Source organism: Mycobacterium sp. (assembly GCF_035314905.1).
Taxonomy (GTDB): Bacteria; Actinomycetota; Actinomycetes; order Mycobacteriales; family Mycobacteriaceae; genus Mycobacterium.
Window position 1 is genome coordinate 1 of sequence record NZ_DATFYW010000131.1, and the last position, 16,212, is coordinate 16,212.

A 16,212-nucleotide genomic window follows, 5' to 3' on the forward strand; every position below is an offset into this window, starting at 1 on the left:
CGTCCGCCTCACCCGCGCCGAGCTCGAGGACGAGATCCGCGGTCCATTGGCGGAATTCATGAGCGTCGTGCATGAGACGTTGGCCCGCAACGGGGTTCGGCCGTCGGATCTCGCCGCGGTCGCGTCCGTGGGCGGCGGCGCGAACATTCCGTTCGTCACTACCACACTGTCGGAACACCTGCGGGTTCCGGTGCTCACGACGCGGGGGCCGGAACTCATGGCTGCCCTTGGCGCCGCGCTGGAAGCGCCACGCACCGTGACCGATGACCGTGCGACGACGCTCGTCCGGGCTGCGGTGCTCGCGCCCGACGCCGAAGAAGCCCCTGCTCCACCGCCTGGCCTGGCTTGGTCGCAAGAAGAACCGCTCCCGGAGCTTGACCTGAGCAGCGCGCGCCCGCAGCTGCAGTTCCAGCCCAATGACTGGCTGCCCAGCAGCACTGACAGCAGGCAGGCCTGGTATCGCCGCCCACTCCTCGCCGCTGCGGGCACGGCCGCGGCTCTCGCGCTGATGGCGGGAGCCGTCGTCCTTCACCAGCAGAGCGCTCCGCTGGCGGCCACCACCACCCCCACCTCGGTCGGCCCGAGCCCCGCGGCACCGTCAGCCCCTGCGCCCGCGGCCGCAAGCCCCGGCCGGCCCGGACAGCCGCAAGGCGGCGTTCAAGCGCCCGTGCCGGTGGCGCAGAGCCGTCCAATCGAGCAGCAGGCGGATCAGCTGCCGCCGCCCGTGCCCGCGGCGAACCCGCAGCTACCTGTGGTCGTCGCACCGCCGCCGATCCCCGGGGTAGCACCCGCCCCGCAGGCTCCGGCCGACCCGCCGCCCCCATCGGCGGATACACCGACGCCCGCACCGCCCACGACGCCGCCGCCCGTGGCGACTACGACGACCCTTCCGCCGACGACCACCACGCTGCCGCCCACCATCACGACGCAGCCGCCCACGACGCCGATCGCTCAGCCGCCGCCGACGATCACGCAGCCCCCGACAACGACGCGGCAACCGCCGCCTACCAAGCAGCCGCCCCCGACAACGACCGAGGCGCCACCTCCGTCGTCGGAGCCGCCGTCAACCACCCAGTCGGACCCGCACGGTCATCGCTGACCATTCTCGAGCAATGCGCGGAAGCCGTCCTCGTCGAGGATCGGAACGCCGAGTTCGACGGCCTTGTCGTACTTCGACCCGGGTGAGTCGCCCGCCACGACGTACGCGGTTTTCTTCGAGACGGAGCCGGCCGCCTTACCGCCCCGGGCGACGATTGCCTCCTTGGCTTCGTCACGGGAGAAGCTGGTGAGCGATCCGGTGACCACGATCGTCAAGCCTTCCAGCGTGCGTTCGATGCTGGTGTCGCGCTCGTCGGCCATCCGGACGCCGGCCGCGCGCCATTTGTCGACGATCGCGCGGTGCCAGTCCACCGCGAACCACTCCGTGACCGCCGCGGCGATTGTCGCACCGACACCTTCCACCGCCGCGAGTTGCTCCTGTGAGGCTGCCATGATCGCGTCGAGGCCGCCGAATTCGGTGGCCAGCGCCCGGGCCGCGGTGGGCCCGACGTGGCGGATCGACAGCGCCACCAGCACCCGCCACAATGGGCGCGACTTCGCGCGGTCCAGATTCTCCAATAGCCGCGCGCCGTTCGCCGACAGCTCGCCGTCCTTGGTTCGGAACAGCTCTGTGCGCAGCAGGTCGTCGCGCGTCAGCGTGAACAGGTCCCCCTCGTCGGTGATCACGCCGGCCCTCAGCAGCGCGATCGCGGCCTCATAGCCGAGCCCTTCGATGTCCAGCGCGCCGCGGCCGGCGACGTGAAAGACACGCTCGCGTAATTGCGCCGGACAGGACCGGGCGTTCGGGCAGCGGATGTCGGCGTCGCCCTCCTTGGCGGGGGCCAGCGGCGTGCCGCATTCCGGACAGTGCGTAGGCATCACGAATTCGCGCTCGGTGCCGTCGCGAAGGTCGACGACGGGTCCGAGCACCTCCGGGATGACATCGCCGGCCTTGCGGATCATCACGGTGTCGCCGATGAGGACGCCTTTGCGCTTGACCTCCGATGCATTGTGCAGTGTGGCCAGGCCGACCGTCGAACCGGCGATCCGCACCGGCGTCATGTACGCGAACGGGGTGACGCGTCCGGTGCGGCCGACGTTCACCCGGATGTCGAGCAGCTTGGTCTGCGCTTCCTCGGGCGGGTACTTGTAAGCCACCGCCCATCGCGGCGCCCTCGACGTGGCGCCCAGCCGGCGTTGTAGCGCGAAGTCGTCGACTTTGACCACCACGCCGTCGATCTCGTGCTCGAGCTCGTGCCGTCGCTCACCCCAGTAGCCGATGCGCTCTTCGACGGCCAGCAGGCCGCTCACTCGGCTGGTGTGCTCGGAGACGGGCAGGCCCCAAGCCTTCATCGCCGCGTAGGCGTCGTGCAGCGTCGGGGGGTTGAATCCGTCGGTTTGGCCCAGCCCGTGGCAGATCATCCGCAATGTGCGCCGCGCCGTGACCGCCGGGTTCTTCTGACGCAACGAGCCGGCGGCGCTGTTGCGCGGGTTCGCGAACGGGGCCTTGCCCTCCTCGACGAGGCTCGCGTTGAGGTTCTCGAAATCGGCGAGCAGGAAGAACACCTCACCCCGCACTTCCAGCACCTTCGGTACCGGGAAATCGCTTGTCGGCATGAGCGTTTCAGGGATATCGTCGATCGTGCGGGCGTTGAGCGTGACGTCCTCGCCAACGCGGCCGTCGCCACGCGTGGCGGCGCGTGACAGACGGCCGTCGCGGTAGACCAGCGACACCGCCACCCCGTCGATCTTCAGCTCGCAGAGGTAGTTCGGGTCGCCGCCGATCTCGTTTTCGACGCGCTTGCCCCAGGCCGCCAGCTCCTCCGGCGCGAACACGTCGTCGAGGCTGAGCATCCGCTCCAGATGCTGGGCCTCGGTGAAGTCGGTGGCAAAGCCGGCGCCGCCGACCAGCTGGGTGGGCGAGTCGGGGACCCGCAGCTCGGGGTAGCGGTCTTCCAGCGCGACCAGCTCGTTGAACAGTGTGTCGAACTCCGCGTCGGAGATGATCGGCGCGTCTTTGACGTAGTAGCGGAACTGGTGGTCGCGGACCTCATTGGCAAGCTCCTGCCAGCGCCGCCGCACCTCCGGATCGACCGGATCGGTGTCCGGGATTGCCATATCCGCCACTCTCGCAGGCTATCGGAGCGGACCGACAGTCGACGGCGACCTTGCGTGCGGGGTCAACCGTGGACCGGGAGGCGCGCTCGCGTCGGCTATCCGCCCTCCGGGTCGTCAGCGAACGCCTCGGCCACCTTCTGCGCCGTTTCTATCGCGGTGCGGGCCCACTCAGGCGTCGCGCCTGCCAGCCCGCACACGGGCGTGACACCGATTCGCTCGGCCAGCACCGCGCGTGCGAACCCCAGCCGGTCGGTCAGGCCCGCGACGGTCGCGGCGATGTCGTGCGCCGATGGCGGGACAGGCGGCTCGGTCACCGCCACGATGCCCAACAGCACGGTGCGGCCGGCGTCGACGAACTCACCAAGCCCGTCGACATCCAACCGCCCGGGCGATGCGGCATCGATCGATACCGCATGAATAGTACTGCGCTGCAACATCTTCCATGGTACATCGGAAGCGCAGCTGTGTAGGGCGACCTCGCTGCCGGCAGCGGCCACGCAATCGTCGAGCAGCCCGAGGGCCACTGATTCGTCGACGGGGTGCACGGGCGTGAGGCTCGTCACGCCGGTCAGCCGACCCGCCAGCGCCGCCGACAGCCACGGCTCGTCGAGCTGGACCACCACCGGGCTGTCGAGCCGCCTGCTCACTTGCGCCCGGTGGGCGGCGACGCCTTCGGCCAGCGACGCGGCCAGGTCACGCACGGCTCCTGCGTCGGTGATCGCGCGGTGCCCGCTGGGCAGCTCCACCTGGGCGGCCAGCGTGATCGGGCCGGGGGCCTGCACTTTGACGGTGCGGTCGCGCCCGCGCAGCCCGGCGCGTTCCCACGCCTCCTCGAGCGCATCGAGGTCCTCGGCGAGCAGGCTGACCGCCCGCCGGGTGACCGCCCCGGGGCGCGCAGTGACCCGGTATCCGCGAGGGATGGTGTCGAGCGCGATGTCGATCAACAGCGCGGCTGCTCGGCCGATCATGTCGGCAGCCACCCCGCGGGCGGGCAGCTCCACCAGGTGCGGGAGGTCGTGCAGCTCGCCGACGACCACCTCGGCGGCCGGCCGCGGCGCGGTACCGGGCCAAGACCCGACACCGGTTGCTGCGGCGAAAGCGCTCACTCGGCCAACAGTATTCGATCCGGCGGGACTACCCTGAGCCGACACGGAAAGGGACGCGTCGATGAGGAGACTGACCCGACCGCTGCTGAGCCTTGTGGCGGCGGCTGCGGTCGCCGCGGGGTGTGCCCACGTGGTCGCGGGCACGCCGGCCCTGCCCGCTAGTGTCTCGCCCGGCCAAGATCACGGCGTCAACGTGGACGACGTCTTGCTGACCACGCCCGAGTTGCGCGGGGTCACCGGCGCCGGGTCGGACATGACCGCGGTGCCGGGGATGGATTCCACAGCGACCGTCGACGACGAGAGCCTCGTCTCGCTGGCGCCCCCGGAGTGCGGGTTCATCTTCCGCGAGAGCGTGATCTTCGGGCGTGATTTCGAGCATTTCCACAAAACGAGCTTCCAGACGCCGTCGCGGTCGGCGCTGCTTTCCGAAGGCGCGGCGGTCTACCCGGACGCGAATGCCGCGCGCCGGGCCTTCGACAACGTCGCCACCATGGTGATGAGTTGCGGCAACACGACGTTCGCGTCCATGTTCGTCGGCCGATGGAGCGCCGATGACACGGCGCTGCGCACCCGCACGGCCGGCGACTGCGGACGCGTCTACCGCATCGAGTCCGCGGTGCTGATCGAGGTGACCTACTGCGGCTACGCCGCCGCGGTGCCGGAGGAGGTCGCCAACCGAATGGCGGCCAAGGTGCCCCCGTCCTGACCGCCAAACCCGCTACCCGCGTCTGACAGCGCTACGCAATCGTCGCGCCGCCGATCACCTCGTCGCCGCCCGGGCTGGGCCGGTAGAGCGCCATCGTCTGGCCCGGCGCCACGCTGCGCAACGGCGCCCTGAGCCGGACCGCCAACCGACCACCGGTCAACTCGGCGACAGCGTCGGCGGTCCCTCCGTGCGCTCGGACCTGTACCTCACATTCCACCGGGCCGTCGGGGGCCGTACCTGAGGTGAACACCGGCCGGCGGCCGGTGAGCGACCACACTTCCAGATCGGCGACGTCGCCGACGGTCACGGCGCCGGTCGCCGCGTCGATCGAGGTGACGTAGCGCGGTCGGCCGTCAGGTCCGGGCCCTCCGATGCCGAGGCCTTTGCGCTGCCCGATCGTGAAGTTGTGTACGCCGTCGTGCTCGGCCAGCGGCGTGCCGCCGGAGCCGACGATCGTCCCCCGACGCACACCGATGCGGGCACCCAGAAACGCCTGGGTGTCGCCGGAGGGGATGAAGCAGATGTCGTGGCTGTCGGGCTTTTCGGCCACCGCCAGCCCACGCGCGGCCGCCTCGTCACGGATCCGCGGCTTCGGCGTGTCACCCACCGGGAACAGTGCGTGGCGTAGCTGCTCGGCGGTGAGGACGGCCAACACGTACGACTGGTCCTTCTCGCGGTCGGCCGCGCGGCGCAACCGCCCGCCGGACAGGCGTGCGTAGTGGCCGGTGGCCACCGCGTCGAAACCGAGCGCCCGCGCACGCGCCGCGAGCGCGGAGAACTTGATCCGCTCGTTGCATCGCACGCACGGGTTCGGGGTCTCCCCGCGCGCATACGACGACACAAAGTCGTCGATCACGTTCTCCTTGAATGACTCAGCGAAATCCCATACATAGAAAGGGATTCCGAGCACGTCGGCAACACGGCGGGCATCGCCGGCATCCTCCCTCGAGCAGCATCCCCTCGAGCCGGTCCGCAGCGTGCCGGGCGCCGGCGACAACGCGAGGTGAACCCCGACGACGTCGTGGCCTGCGTCCACCATGCGAGCAGCGGCCACCGATGAATCCACTCCCCCGCTCATCGCGGCAAGAACCCTCACGACCGGCCTACCCCTGCGCTCGCCAGCGCAGCCTCGCGTGCCCGCGCAACCGCGGAGGGAAGTATGTCGAGAACCGCGTCCACGTCGCCGGCCATGCTCGTGTGGCCGAACGACAGCCGCAGCGAGCCCCGCGCATCGGCGGGTTCGGCCCCCATCGCCAGCAGAACGTGCGATGGCTGCGCAACACCCGCAGTGCAGGCCGAACCGGTCGAGCACTCAATCCCGTTGGCATCCAACAACATCAGCAGCGAATCACCTTCGCAGCCGGGGAACGTGAAATGGACGTTGCCCGGCAGCCGGCCATCCCGCGGTCCGTTGAGGTGTGTGTCGTCGATCCTCGCCAGGACCCCGTCGATGAGGCGGTCGCGCAACTCCCGGAGTTTCGTGCTGTGCGCGTCGAGCCCGTCCACCGCAAGCCGGGTTGCCACCGCCATGCCCACCGCGGCGGCGACATCCGGTGTGCCGGAACGAACATCGCGCTCCTGACCACCGCCGTGCAGCAGCGGCATACAGGCGGTGTCGCGCCGCAGCAACAGCGCGCCGACGCCGGTCGGGCCGCCGTACTTGTGCGCGGCCACGCTCATCGCAGACAACCCGCTCTCGCTGAACGAAACCGGCAGCTGCCCGATCGCCTGGACAGCGTCGCTGTGCATCGGGACATCGAATTCGGCCGCGATCGAAGCCAATTCGCTGACGGGCATGATCGTGCCGACCTCATTGTTGGCCCACATCACCGACACGAGGGCGACATCGTCATGCCGCCGCAAGGCCTCTCGTAGCGCGGCGGCCGACACGGACCCGTCGCGCCCGGTGGGCAACCACGTCACCTCCGCGTCTTCGTGCTCGGCCAGCCACTCGACAGCGTCGAGCACCGCGTGGTGCTCCACGGCGCTGGTCACGATCCGTCGGCGGCCCGGGTCGGCATCGCGACGCGCCCAGAAGACGCCCTTGACGGCGAGGTTGTCGCTCTCCGTGCCGCCGGCGGTGAAGATGACCTCCGACGGTCGCGCACCGAGCTTTTCGGCCACCGTCTCACGTGACTCCTCGATCTTTCGGCGCGCTGCCCGGCCGGACGTGTGCAGCGAGGACGCGTTGCCGACCGTCGCGAGCACCGCCGTCATCGCCTCGATGGCATCGGGATGCATCGGGGTGGTAGCGGCGTGATCGAGATAAACCGAACGGGAAGCACTCATGGCCTGTCCAGGATAGCCGCCGCACTGCGGCGGCCCGGTTGCGCGCTCAGGCCGCCAGGACGTGCTGGTGTGCGCCTTCGCGTACCGCTGTGGCCCCGCGCACAGCCGTCTCGCAGCGACGCGACAGGTCCCGCCGGTCGTCGCCGGGCAGCTGCAGCGGCTCGACCCGCACATGCGCAACGGTCACCCGGGCGGTCACGACCCGTCGAAATGACCGTCCAAGGGTGTCGTCACCGATGTAGGCCGGCAGCGTCGACAGCCTCCCGTCCCGGTGGTGGTAGGTCAACTGCAGCGGCTGCACGGGGCGACCCGCGTCGATGGCGGCCTGGAACAGGGCGGGTCGGAAGGGTCCGTAACCCAGCCCGCACCACGTGGTGCCTTCGGGGAACGCCACCACCGTCTTTCCTGAACGCAACCGCTCGGCCACCGTCTGCACCACATCGGGCAGGCGGCGTAGGCTGGCCCGCTCGATCGGGATCACCCTCAGCAGGCGGGCCACATGCCCGAGCCCCAGCCAGTTCACCAGCTCGGCCTTGGCGACAAACGTCCCGGGCAGCACCGAACCGATGACGAGGACATCTACCCACGACATGTGTGGGCTCACCACGAGAACACCGGGCAGATTGCGAATCGGGCCGCCAGACTTGGTGATTCGCACCCCGAGGCAGCGCAGCATGAACCGGCAGTACATGCGCTGGACCCGGGACTGGCCGGGAAGCGGCACCGCCAGCATCGGCATGCCCGGCACCAGCATCAGCGCCAGCAGGCTGCGGTACGTGGCCCGCCATACCCGCAGAAGCCGTCCGGCGGCGCCCGCGGGTTCGACGCGTACGCAACTCGCATCGCATGAGGCGTACGGCAACCAGGCGTGCGCGCCGCTCACGACGCGATCCTGTCGGCCATCTCGCCCGCCGCCGCGACCGACCGCAGCCGCTTCAGATAGCGGGTGTCGGCCTGCCGCTTGTCGAGGAGCGCCAGGAAGTCGGCCACGCCGAAGGCGGGGTCGTGGGCGGGTTCCCCGCATACCTGCGCGCCCAGCCGCAGGTAGCCACGCATCAGCGGCGGCACGTTGACGCGGCCCGGCGGCGCGATGTCGTCGAGCGGCCTGCCGTCGAGCACCACCGGCCGGTAGGGCCGCACGGAATACGGCGCCGCGTGCCGGCGCAGCACGAAATCGCGGACACCGCGGACCTGGCTCCCCGCGACATCGTCCGGCCCGCCGTTGATCGGCACCGACACGCAGCCGGTGACGTAGTCATAACCGCAGCGATCGAGGTAGGCGAGGATCCCGGCCCACATCAGCAGCACCACCGCCCCGTTGCGGTGGTCCCCGCGCACCACCGCACGGCCCATCTCGACCAGCGACGGCCGCAATCCATCCAGTTCGGAGACGTCGAACTCGGTGGCGGTGTAGAGGCCCCCGGCCGCAGCCGCGCCGTCCGGAGGCAGCATGCGGTAGCAGCCGACGAGCTCACCGGAGGTGTCTTCGCGCACCAGAAGGTGGTCGCAGTGTTCGTCGAAACTGTCGGCATCAAGCCCGTTGTTCACGCCGGTCAGCGCGTAGCCGGGTTCGGAGGTGAACACGTCGTGGCGCAGCCGTTGCGCTTTCTCGACGAGGGTGGGGTCGGTGGACAGCAGCAGCGTGTATCTGGGTGCCGTGGCCGTCGGTTGATCGGCGGCAAGCAGGACAGCTGCGGTGCTCATGGCGCCACGGTCGCCCAGCCGCATCTCGGGACGGCGTCGGGGGCGTGACGTGTCCGTGCACGCTAAATGACGAATTGGGCGCGCCCGGCCCGTGACATGCGGCCGAACGCGCCCGACTCGTGTGAAGGATCAGCCCTTGCGGGCCTTGACGGCCTCCGTCAGCTGCGGGGCCACCTTGAACAGGTCACCGACCACGCCGTAGTCGGAGATCTCGAAGATCGGCGCCTCTTCGTCCTTGTTCACCGCGACGATCGTCTTACTGGTCTGCATCCCGGCGCGGTGCTGGATCGCACCCGAGATGCCCAGCGCGATGTAGAGCTGCGGCGACACGGTCTTCCCGGTCTGGCCGACCTGGAACTGGCCCGGGTAGTAGCCGGAGTCCACCGCGGCGCGCGAGGCACCGACGGCCGCACCCAGCGAATCCGCCAATTCCTCGACGACGTGGAAGTTCTCGGCACTGCCGACCCCGCGACCGCCGGCCACGACGATCGTCGCCTCGGTCAGCTCAGGGCGGTCGCCGGCCACCGCCGGCTGGCGTCCCGTGATCTTCGTCGCATTCTCCGCCGGCTGGGGCACGTCGACGTTCACCACCTCGCCGGCGCCCTGGGTCGGCTGCGCCTCGATCGCACCGGGCCGCACCGTGATCACCGCGACGTCGCCGCTGATCTGCGACTCGACGGTGTAGGCACCACCGAAGATGGAGTGCAGGGCCTTGCCGCCCTCCTCGAGGTCGACGACGTCGGAGAGCAGGCCGGTGCCGATGCGGGCGGCGAGCCGGCCCGCGATCTCCTTGCCGTCGGCGCTGGCGGCCAGCAGCACGCCGGCGGGGCTGGCCGATTCGACCAGCGACGCCAGCACGTCGACCTGCGGGACAAGCAGATAGTCGTCGACGAAGTCGGCCTCGGCGACATAGATCTTCTCGGCGCCCGCGGCCTTCAGGTGGCCGACCATCGGCTCGGCCGTTCCCGGTGTTCCCACCACGACCGCGGACGGTTCACCCAATGCCCTTGCGGCGGTGAGCAATTCGGAGCTTACCTTCTTCGGTGCACCCTCCGCGTGCTCAACGAGTACAAGTACTTCAGCCATGCGTATGTGTCGCCTTCTCTAGATGATCTTCTGCGAAACCAGGTACTGGGCGATCTTGGCGCCGCCCTCGCCGTCGTCCTCGACCTTCTCGCCCGCAGTCTTGGGCGGCTTCGGGCTCGACGACAGCACCTTGGAACCGGCGTTGGCCAGGCCGACCTCGTCGGATTCGACGCCGATCTCGGCGAGCGTGAGCGTCGTCACCGGCTTCTTCTTGGCCGCCATGATGCCCTTGAACGACGGGAAGCGCGGTTCGTTGATCTTCTCCGTCACGCTGACCACGGCGGGCAGCGAGGCCTCCAGCGTGAACAGGCCGTCGTCGGTCTCACGCTCACCCGTGACCTTGCCGCCCTCGACCGAAAGCTTCCGCACGTGGGTCAGCTGCGGCAGCCCCAGGTACTCGGCGATGATGGCCGGCACCGAACCCGTGGTGCCGTCGGTGGCTTCGTTGCCGGCGATGACCAGCTCGGTGCCCTCGATCGTGCCCAGCGCCCGGGCCAGCGCCCAGGCGGTCTGCACCGCGCAGCTACCGTGCATGCCCTCGTCGAGCAGGTGAACGGCCTCGTCCGCGCCCATCGAGAGGGCCTTGCGGATCGCCTCGGTGGCCCGTTCCGGGCCGGCGGTGAGCACCGTCACCGTGCTCTCGGTGCCGTCAGCGGCCTCTTTCTCCTTGATCAGAAGCGCCTCTTCGACTGCCCGCTCGTTGATCTCGTCGAGCACGGCATCGGCGGCATCGCGGTCGAGCGTGTAGTCGTCGTCCTTCAACTTCCGCTCCGACCACGTGTCCGGGACCTGTTTGATCAGGACCACGATGTTCGTCATGGCTCCGTTCGCCCTCCTCAAAATGGCCGGGCGGCCCCGGCCAGAAATTTCACGATTCGCCACACGCCATGTTACTCACGGGTAACTTTGCGTGGTTCGCCCGTCCACCATAACCGGTGCGTTCCGGCCTTGTGCTGGCCCGTTGCCCGCAAGTGTTCGCCCACCGGCCAATCCACGTTAGCCTGCCTTCCAATGAGCGCATTCCTCACCGACGGTCCAGCAGGCAGGCCCGAGGCGCTGGCCCTCACCGGCGAGCGCACGGTGCCCGGGCTGGACGCGGAGAACTACTGGTTTCGCCGCCACGAGGTGGTCTATCAACGGCTCGTCGAGCACTGTGCGGACCTCGACGTGCTCGAGGCGGGCTGCGGCGAGGGATACGGCGCCGACCTGATCGCCGGGGTGGCCCGCCGGGTGGTCGGCCTCGACTACGACGAGCAGACCGTCACCCATGTTCGCTCCTGTTATCCTAAAGTTGATGTGCGCCAGGGGAATTTGGCGCAATTGCCGCTTCCTGGCGCGTCGGTCGACGTGGTGGTCAACTTCCAGGTGATCGAACACCTGTGGGATCAGTCCCGGTTCATTGCCGAATGCGCCCGGGTGCTGCGTCCGTCGGGCCTGCTGATGGTTTCGACCCCGAACCGGATCACGTTCACCCCCGGCAGCGACACCCCGATCAACCCGTTCCACACCCGCGAACTCAACGCCCGCGAGCTCATCGAGCTGCTTGTCGGCGGCGGCTTCCGCGTCACCGCGATGAACGGGGTGTTCCACGGCCCGCGGCTGGTGGCGCTGGACACCAAGCACGGCGGGTCGATCATCCGGGCCCAGATCGAGCGTGCGCTGGCCGACGCGCCATGGCCGCCCGAGCTGCTCAAAGACGTCGCGTCGGTGACGATCGACGACTTCGAGGTCGTGCCCGCCGACCAGCGCGACATCGATGACAGCCTCGACCTCGTGGCGATCGCGGAGCGGCCGTGACCGCATCCGATCGCGTGCCGGGGTTGTTCACCCTCGTCCTTCACACGCACCTGCCGTGGCTGGCCCACCATGGTCGCTGGCCGGTCGGCGAGGAGTGGCTGTACCAGTCGTGGTCGGCGGCGTACCTGCCGCTGCTTCGGGTGCTGCGCAAGCTCGCGGCCGAAGACGGCCGGGGGCTGGCCACGCTGGGTATCACCCCGGTGGTCGCCGCCCAGCTGGACGACCCGTACTGCCTCGACGGCATGCACCATTGGCTGTCCAACTGGCAGCTGCGCGCACTTGAGGCGGCAACCAGCGTGTCAAACCCGCAGTCGCTGCGCCGCTTCGGGATTCGGGAATACGACGAAGCTGGCCGTGCGCTCGACGACTTCGCGACGCTGTGGCGCCACGGCGTGAGCCCGCTGCTGCGTGAGCTGATCGACGCCGGCGCGATCGAGCTCCTGGGCGGCCCGCTGGCCCACCCGTTCCAGCCGCTGCTGCATCCGCGGCTGCGCGAATTCGCGCTGCGGGAGGGCCTTGCTGATGCGCGGCAGCGGTTTTCCCACACCCCGCCGGGTATCTGGGCCCCGGAATGCGCCTATGCGCCGGGGATGGAGCACGACTACGCCGCAGCCGGTGTGCGCCATTTCATGGTTGACGGGCCGTCGCTGCACGGTGACACCGCGCTGGGCCGCCCGGTCGGTGACTCCGACGTGGTCGCGTTCGGCCGTGACCTCCAGGTGAGTTACCGGGTGTGGTCGCCGAAGTCGGGCTATCCGGGCCATGCGTCCTATCGGGATTTTCACACCTATGACCACCACACCGGGCTGAAACCGGCCCGGGTGACGGGCCGCAACGTGCCGTCCGACCTCAAGGCGCCCTACGACCCGGAGCGCGCCGGGCGCACCGTCGACGGGCATGTCGCCGATTTCGTCGAGGTCGTCCGGCGGCGTCTGAGGGCCGAATCCGAAAGGCTGGGCCGGCCGGCGCACGTCATCGCCGCATTCGACACCGAGTTGTTCGGCCACTGGTGGTACGAGGGCCCGGCCTGGCTGGAACGCGTGCTGCGGGAGCTGCCCGACGCCGGGGTGCGGGTCGGCACGCTTACCGACGCCGCCGACGACGGGTTGGTCGGGTCGCCGGTCCAGTTGCCGCCGAGCTCGTGGGGCTCGGGAAAGGACTGGCAGGTGTGGGCCGGCGAGCGGGTGGCCGACCTCGTGCAGCTGAACGCCGAAGTGGTCGACACCGCGCTGACCACCGTCGACAAGGCGCTGGCCGAAACCGAGGCGCCGACCCCCCGCGACGTGGTCGCCGACCAGATCCTGCGTGAGACGCTGCTCACGGTCTCGAGCGACTGGCCCTTCATGGTGAGCAAGGATTCGGCGGCGGACTACGCGCGCTACCGTGCCCATCTGCACGCCCACGCCACCCGGGAGATCGCCGGGGCCCTGGCGTCCGGCCGACGCGAAACCGCTCAGCGACTGGCCGAGGGATGGAACCGGGCCGACGGGCTGTTCGGGGCCCTGGACGCCAGGAGGTTGCCGCGCCCGTGAGGGTGCTGATGGTGTCGTGGGAGTACCCGCCGGTGGTGGTCGGCGGGCTGGGTCGTCACGTCCACCAACTCGCCACGGCGCTGGCCGCCGCGGGGCACGAGGTGACGGTGCTGAGCCGCCGCCCCTTCGGCACGGATCCGAGCACCCACCCGTCCACCGACGACGTCAGCGAGGGCGTTCGCGTCATCGCGGCCGCAGAGGACCCGCACGAGTTCGAATTCGGCCGCGACATGATGGCCTGGACGCTGGCCATGGGCCATTCGATGGTCCGCGCCGGGCTTGCGCTGGGCCGCAAACCCGACGTTGTTCACGCCCACGACTGGCTGGTGGCGCACCCGGCCGTTGCATTGAGTGAGTTCTACGACATCCCACTGGTTTCCACCCTGCACGCCACGGAGGCGGGGCGGCACTCGGGATGGATCAACGGCGCGATCAGCAGGCAGGTGCACGCGCTGGAATCCTGGCTGGTGCGGGTTTCCGATTCGTTGATCACCTGTTCGGCCTCGATGCGCGACGAGATCACCGAGTTGTTCGGGCCAGGGCTGCCTGAGATCCAGGTGATCTGCAATGGAATCGACGTCGCGGGTTGGCCCTTCGCACACCGTAAGCGCCGCGACGGTTCGGCGAAGCTGCTGTATGTCGGCCGGCTCGAGTACGAGAAGGGCATTCACGACCTGATCGCAGCGCTGCCTCGCATCAGGCGAACCCATCCCGGCACCACGCTGACGGTCGCCGGCGAGGGAACACAGCGGGATTGGCTCATCGAGCAGGCTCGTCGCCACCGTGTGCTCAAGGCCACCACCTTCCTCGGACGGTTGGACCACTCGCGGCTGCTCACCGCGCTGCACGACGCCGATGCGGTCGTGCTGCCGAGCCACTACGAGCCGTTTGGCATCGTGGCCCTGGAGGCGGCCGCTGCCGGCACGCCACTGGTGACGTCGACGGCCGGCGGCCTGGGCGAGGCGGTGATCAACGGCAAGACCGGGATCTCTTGCGCGCCAAGAGATGTGGCTGGCATCGCCACGGCGGTACGAACAGTGATCGACGATCCCGGGGCGGCCCAGCGCCGCGCCGTCGCCGCACGCGAGCGGCTCACGTCGGACTTCGACTGGGCCACCGTGGCACGCGAGACCGCACAGGTCTACCTCGCGGCCAAGCATCGCGAAAGCCAACCGCTGGCGCGTCCCGTGATCACCGAACACGCGCTGCCCGACCGCGGAATTTTGCCTTAATTCTGTCGCACGCTTGGCCTTCTGCGGTTTGATCGTAGCCATGTCAAACCACTTCACCGGCCTCAGCCTGGGGCCGCCGCTCGGTGATCAACGACTGGACTTGTGCGACCTGTACGCGTTTCAGGCCCCGACCGACCCCACGCGCACGGTGCTCATCCTCAATGCGAATCCGAATGCCGACGCGCTGCGCCCCGATGCGATCTACCGGCTCGCCCTCGACAACGACGGCGACCTGCTCAACGACATCGCGTTCAGTTACGTGTTCTCGGTCCCGCAGGGCGGGCGACAGACCGCCGATGTCTTCCTGGCCAGGGGGCAGGAGGCACGGTCGCCCGAAGCGGTCGGCACGAAGCTGTTTTCCGACGTGGACGTGTCGTTCGGCCCGACGCCGAACATCGTTGAGTCGGGCCCGTTCATGTTCTTCGCCGGTGCAAGAAGCGACGCGTTCTTCTTCGACTACGACGGGATCAAGAACCTGTTCGACACGTCGGGCGGCCGCAACTTCACCGCACCGCACCTGGGCGGCACGTCACCCTGGACCGGGCAGGATTCCAACACCGAAGCCAACGTCTTCTCCATGGTGATCGAGATGCCGACCAGTGAGCTCGGCGCCAACCCCGACATCCGCATCTGGGGGCGCTGTAGCCTGCGGCGTGACGGCGAACTCGTTCATGTTGACCGGGCCGGCCACCCGTCGGTGAGCAGCTTCTTCAACACCGACGAAACCAAGGAGGAGTACAACGCAAGCGAGCCGCCCAACGATCGCGCCCGGTGGCTCGATCAGTTTGTCCACCTGATGGGTCACACCGGCAATTACACGCGTGCGGAAGCGATCGCCGCCATCGACGCGGAGGGCACCCTGCCGGACATGCTGACCTTCAACCCGTCCCAACCTGCCAGGTATCCCAACGGCCGTGTGTTCACCGACGACGTCATCGACTACCGGCTCAGCTTCCTTTCCAAGGGGGACATCCCACCGCCCGGACTGGCGCCCCACACCGACACACTGAACGAATTCCCCTACCTGGGAACGCCGCACGGCCGCTGAACGGTTCGATCGGCGTCGAACGATTCCGCGCTTAACCTGTGTGTCAGGCGTGATGTCGCAGATCTACCGTCCGGCGGCGACGCCGACATCTCTGCATCCGTCCGGCGGCGACGCCGACATCTCTGCATTGGGATCGTTGTTCGCCGAACCGGCCCGATGCGCGGTGTTGCTTGCCCTCGACGACGGCCGCGCGTTGCCGGCGAGCGCGCTGGCCGACGAGGCCGGGCTCAGCCGGTCGACGGCCAGCAGCCACCTGACGAAGCTGACCCAGGCAGGGTTGCTGCGTGTCGAGGCCCACGGCCGGCACCGCTACTACCGACTGGCCGGCCCGCAGGTGGGCGAGCTGCTTGAGCAGTTGGTGGCGCTGGCACCGCCGCGGCCCATCCGCTCGCTTCGCGACGGCACCCGGGCGGCGCGGCTGCGCTCGGCCCGCACCTGCTACGACCATCTGGCCGGCCGGCTGGGGGTCGAGCTGATGGCCGGCCTGCTCGACCGCGGTGTGCTGACGGGCGGCGACGGGCGATACGACCCCGCGAGGGACCTCGGCGACGCGCTC

The 16,212-nt window shown here is 69.3% G+C and carries 15 protein-coding genes; 7 read left to right on the forward strand and 8 right to left on the reverse strand.

Translation table 11 applies throughout. From position 1 onward, the window contains the following. On the forward strand, positions 1-1,099 hold a 1,099-nt coding region (locus VKG81_RS11115; RefSeq protein ID WP_324395967.1), incomplete at its 5' end, for an Hsp70 family protein. Here the strand turns inward: VKG81_RS11115 and ligA are convergent. Together ligA and VKG81_RS11125 are read right to left on the reverse strand one after the other, a co-directional pair. Beyond that, complete coding sequence (ligA, locus tag VKG81_RS11120) at positions 1,090-3,156, reverse strand: NAD-dependent DNA ligase LigA (protein ID WP_324395981.1); 2,067 nt, start codon at positions 3,154-3,156, stop codon at positions 1,090-1,092. The genes VKG81_RS11115 and ligA overlap by 10 nt on opposite strands. Positions 3,157-3,251: 95 nt before the next feature. Beyond that, positions 3,252-4,262 carry a methionine synthase gene (locus VKG81_RS11125; RefSeq protein ID WP_324395968.1) on the reverse strand — a complete coding sequence of 337 codons (1,011 nt, stop codon included), beginning with the start codon at positions 4,260-4,262 and terminating at the stop codon, positions 3,252-3,254. 61 nt (positions 4,263-4,323) lie between these two features. Here VKG81_RS11125 and VKG81_RS11130 point away from each other — a divergent pair, with 61 nt between their 5' ends. Continuing rightward, positions 4,324-4,968: a sensor domain-containing protein gene (locus VKG81_RS11130; protein WP_324395969.1), complete on the forward strand. Its 645-nt coding sequence runs from the start codon at positions 4,324-4,326 to the stop codon at positions 4,966-4,968. A 31-nt stretch (positions 4,969-4,999) separates the two neighbouring features. On the opposite strand, the gene mnmA is transcribed toward VKG81_RS11130, so the two are convergent. The 6 genes from mnmA to VKG81_RS11160 all read right to left on the reverse strand — a co-directional run bounded on the left by mnmA (position 5,000) and on the right by VKG81_RS11160 (position 10,866). Next, the gene (mnmA, locus tag VKG81_RS11135) at positions 5,000-6,064 is read right to left on the reverse strand and encodes a tRNA 2-thiouridine(34) synthase MnmA (RefSeq protein ID WP_324395970.1); all 1,065 of its coding nucleotides are present in this window, start codon (positions 6,062-6,064) and stop codon (positions 5,000-5,002) included. Continuing rightward, the gene (locus VKG81_RS11140; protein WP_324395971.1) at positions 6,061-7,257 is read right to left on the reverse strand and encodes a cysteine desulfurase family protein; all 1,197 of its coding nucleotides are present in this window, start codon (positions 7,255-7,257) and stop codon (positions 6,061-6,063) included. The genes mnmA and VKG81_RS11140 overlap by 4 nt, the downstream gene beginning before the upstream one ends. 46 nt (positions 7,258-7,303) lie before the next feature. Then, entirely contained in the window at positions 7,304-8,140 is an 837-nt protein-coding gene (locus tag VKG81_RS11145) for a lysophospholipid acyltransferase family protein (RefSeq protein WP_324395972.1), read from the reverse strand. Next, complete coding sequence (locus VKG81_RS11150; RefSeq protein ID WP_324395973.1) at positions 8,137-8,961, reverse strand: GNAT family N-acetyltransferase; 825 nt, start codon at positions 8,959-8,961, stop codon at positions 8,137-8,139. The genes VKG81_RS11145 and VKG81_RS11150 overlap by 4 nt, the downstream gene beginning before the upstream one ends. A gap of 129 nt (positions 8,962-9,090) precedes the next feature. After that, positions 9,091-10,047 carry an electron transfer flavoprotein subunit alpha/FixB family protein gene (locus VKG81_RS11155; protein WP_324395974.1) on the reverse strand — a complete coding sequence of 319 codons (957 nt, stop codon included), beginning with the start codon at positions 10,045-10,047 and terminating at the stop codon, positions 9,091-9,093. 18 nt (positions 10,048-10,065) lie between these two features. Beyond that, positions 10,066-10,866, reverse strand: a complete 801-nt coding sequence (locus VKG81_RS11160) for an electron transfer flavoprotein subunit beta/FixA family protein (protein WP_324395975.1) — start codon at positions 10,864-10,866, stop codon at positions 10,066-10,068. Positions 10,867-11,058: 192 nt separating this feature from the next. Between VKG81_RS11160 and VKG81_RS11165 the strand changes: the two genes are divergently transcribed. From VKG81_RS11165 to VKG81_RS11185, 5 genes are all read left to right on the forward strand, one after another. Continuing rightward, entirely contained in the window at positions 11,059-11,844 is a 786-nt protein-coding gene (locus VKG81_RS11165; RefSeq protein ID WP_324395976.1) for a class I SAM-dependent methyltransferase, read from the forward strand. Next, positions 11,841-13,376: a glycoside hydrolase family 57 protein gene (locus VKG81_RS11170; protein WP_324395977.1), complete on the forward strand. Its 1,536-nt coding sequence runs from the start codon at positions 11,841-11,843 to the stop codon at positions 13,374-13,376. The genes VKG81_RS11165 and VKG81_RS11170 overlap by 4 nt, the downstream gene beginning before the upstream one ends. Further along, positions 13,373-14,608, forward strand: coding sequence for a glycosyltransferase family 4 protein (locus VKG81_RS11175; RefSeq protein WP_324395978.1), 1,236 nt, complete (start codon positions 13,373-13,375; stop codon positions 14,606-14,608). Before VKG81_RS11170 ends, VKG81_RS11175 begins: the two co-directional genes overlap by 4 nt. Positions 14,609-14,648: 40 nt before the next feature. Then, on the forward strand, positions 14,649-15,656 hold the full coding sequence (locus tag VKG81_RS11180; RefSeq protein ID WP_324395979.1) for a DUF4331 family protein: 1,008 nt from the start codon (positions 14,649-14,651) through the stop codon (positions 15,654-15,656). Positions 15,657-15,708: 52 nt separating this feature from the next. After that, the coding region (locus VKG81_RS11185) for a metalloregulator ArsR/SmtB family transcription factor (RefSeq protein ID WP_324395980.1) at positions 15,709-16,212 on the forward strand (504 nt) is incomplete at its 3' end.

Excerpts from the sequence above, each read along its gene's own strand:
- ligA (WP_324395981.1), bottom strand. The coding sequence starts at position 3,156 with ATGGCAATCCCGGACACCGATCCGGTCGATCCGGAGGTGCGGCGGCGC.
- VKG81_RS11130 (WP_324395969.1), top strand. The coding sequence starts at position 4,324 with ATGAGGAGACTGACCCGACCGCTGCTGAGCCTTGTGGCGGCGGCTGCG.
- VKG81_RS11140 (WP_324395971.1), bottom strand. The coding sequence starts at position 7,257 with ATGAGTGCTTCCCGTTCGGTTTATCTCGATCACGCCGCTACCACCCCG.
- VKG81_RS11150 (WP_324395973.1), bottom strand. The coding sequence starts at position 8,961 with ATGAGCACCGCAGCTGTCCTGCTTGCCGCCGATCAACCGACGGCCACG.
- VKG81_RS11155 (WP_324395974.1), bottom strand. The coding sequence starts at position 10,047 with ATGGCTGAAGTACTTGTACTCGTTGAGCACGCGGAGGGTGCACCGAAG.
- VKG81_RS11160 (WP_324395975.1), bottom strand. The coding sequence starts at position 10,866 with ATGACGAACATCGTGGTCCTGATCAAACAGGTCCCGGACACGTGGTCG.
- VKG81_RS11165 (WP_324395976.1), top strand. The coding sequence starts at position 11,059 with ATGAGCGCATTCCTCACCGACGGTCCAGCAGGCAGGCCCGAGGCGCTG.
- VKG81_RS11180 (WP_324395979.1), top strand. The coding sequence starts at position 14,649 with ATGTCAAACCACTTCACCGGCCTCAGCCTGGGGCCGCCGCTCGGTGAT.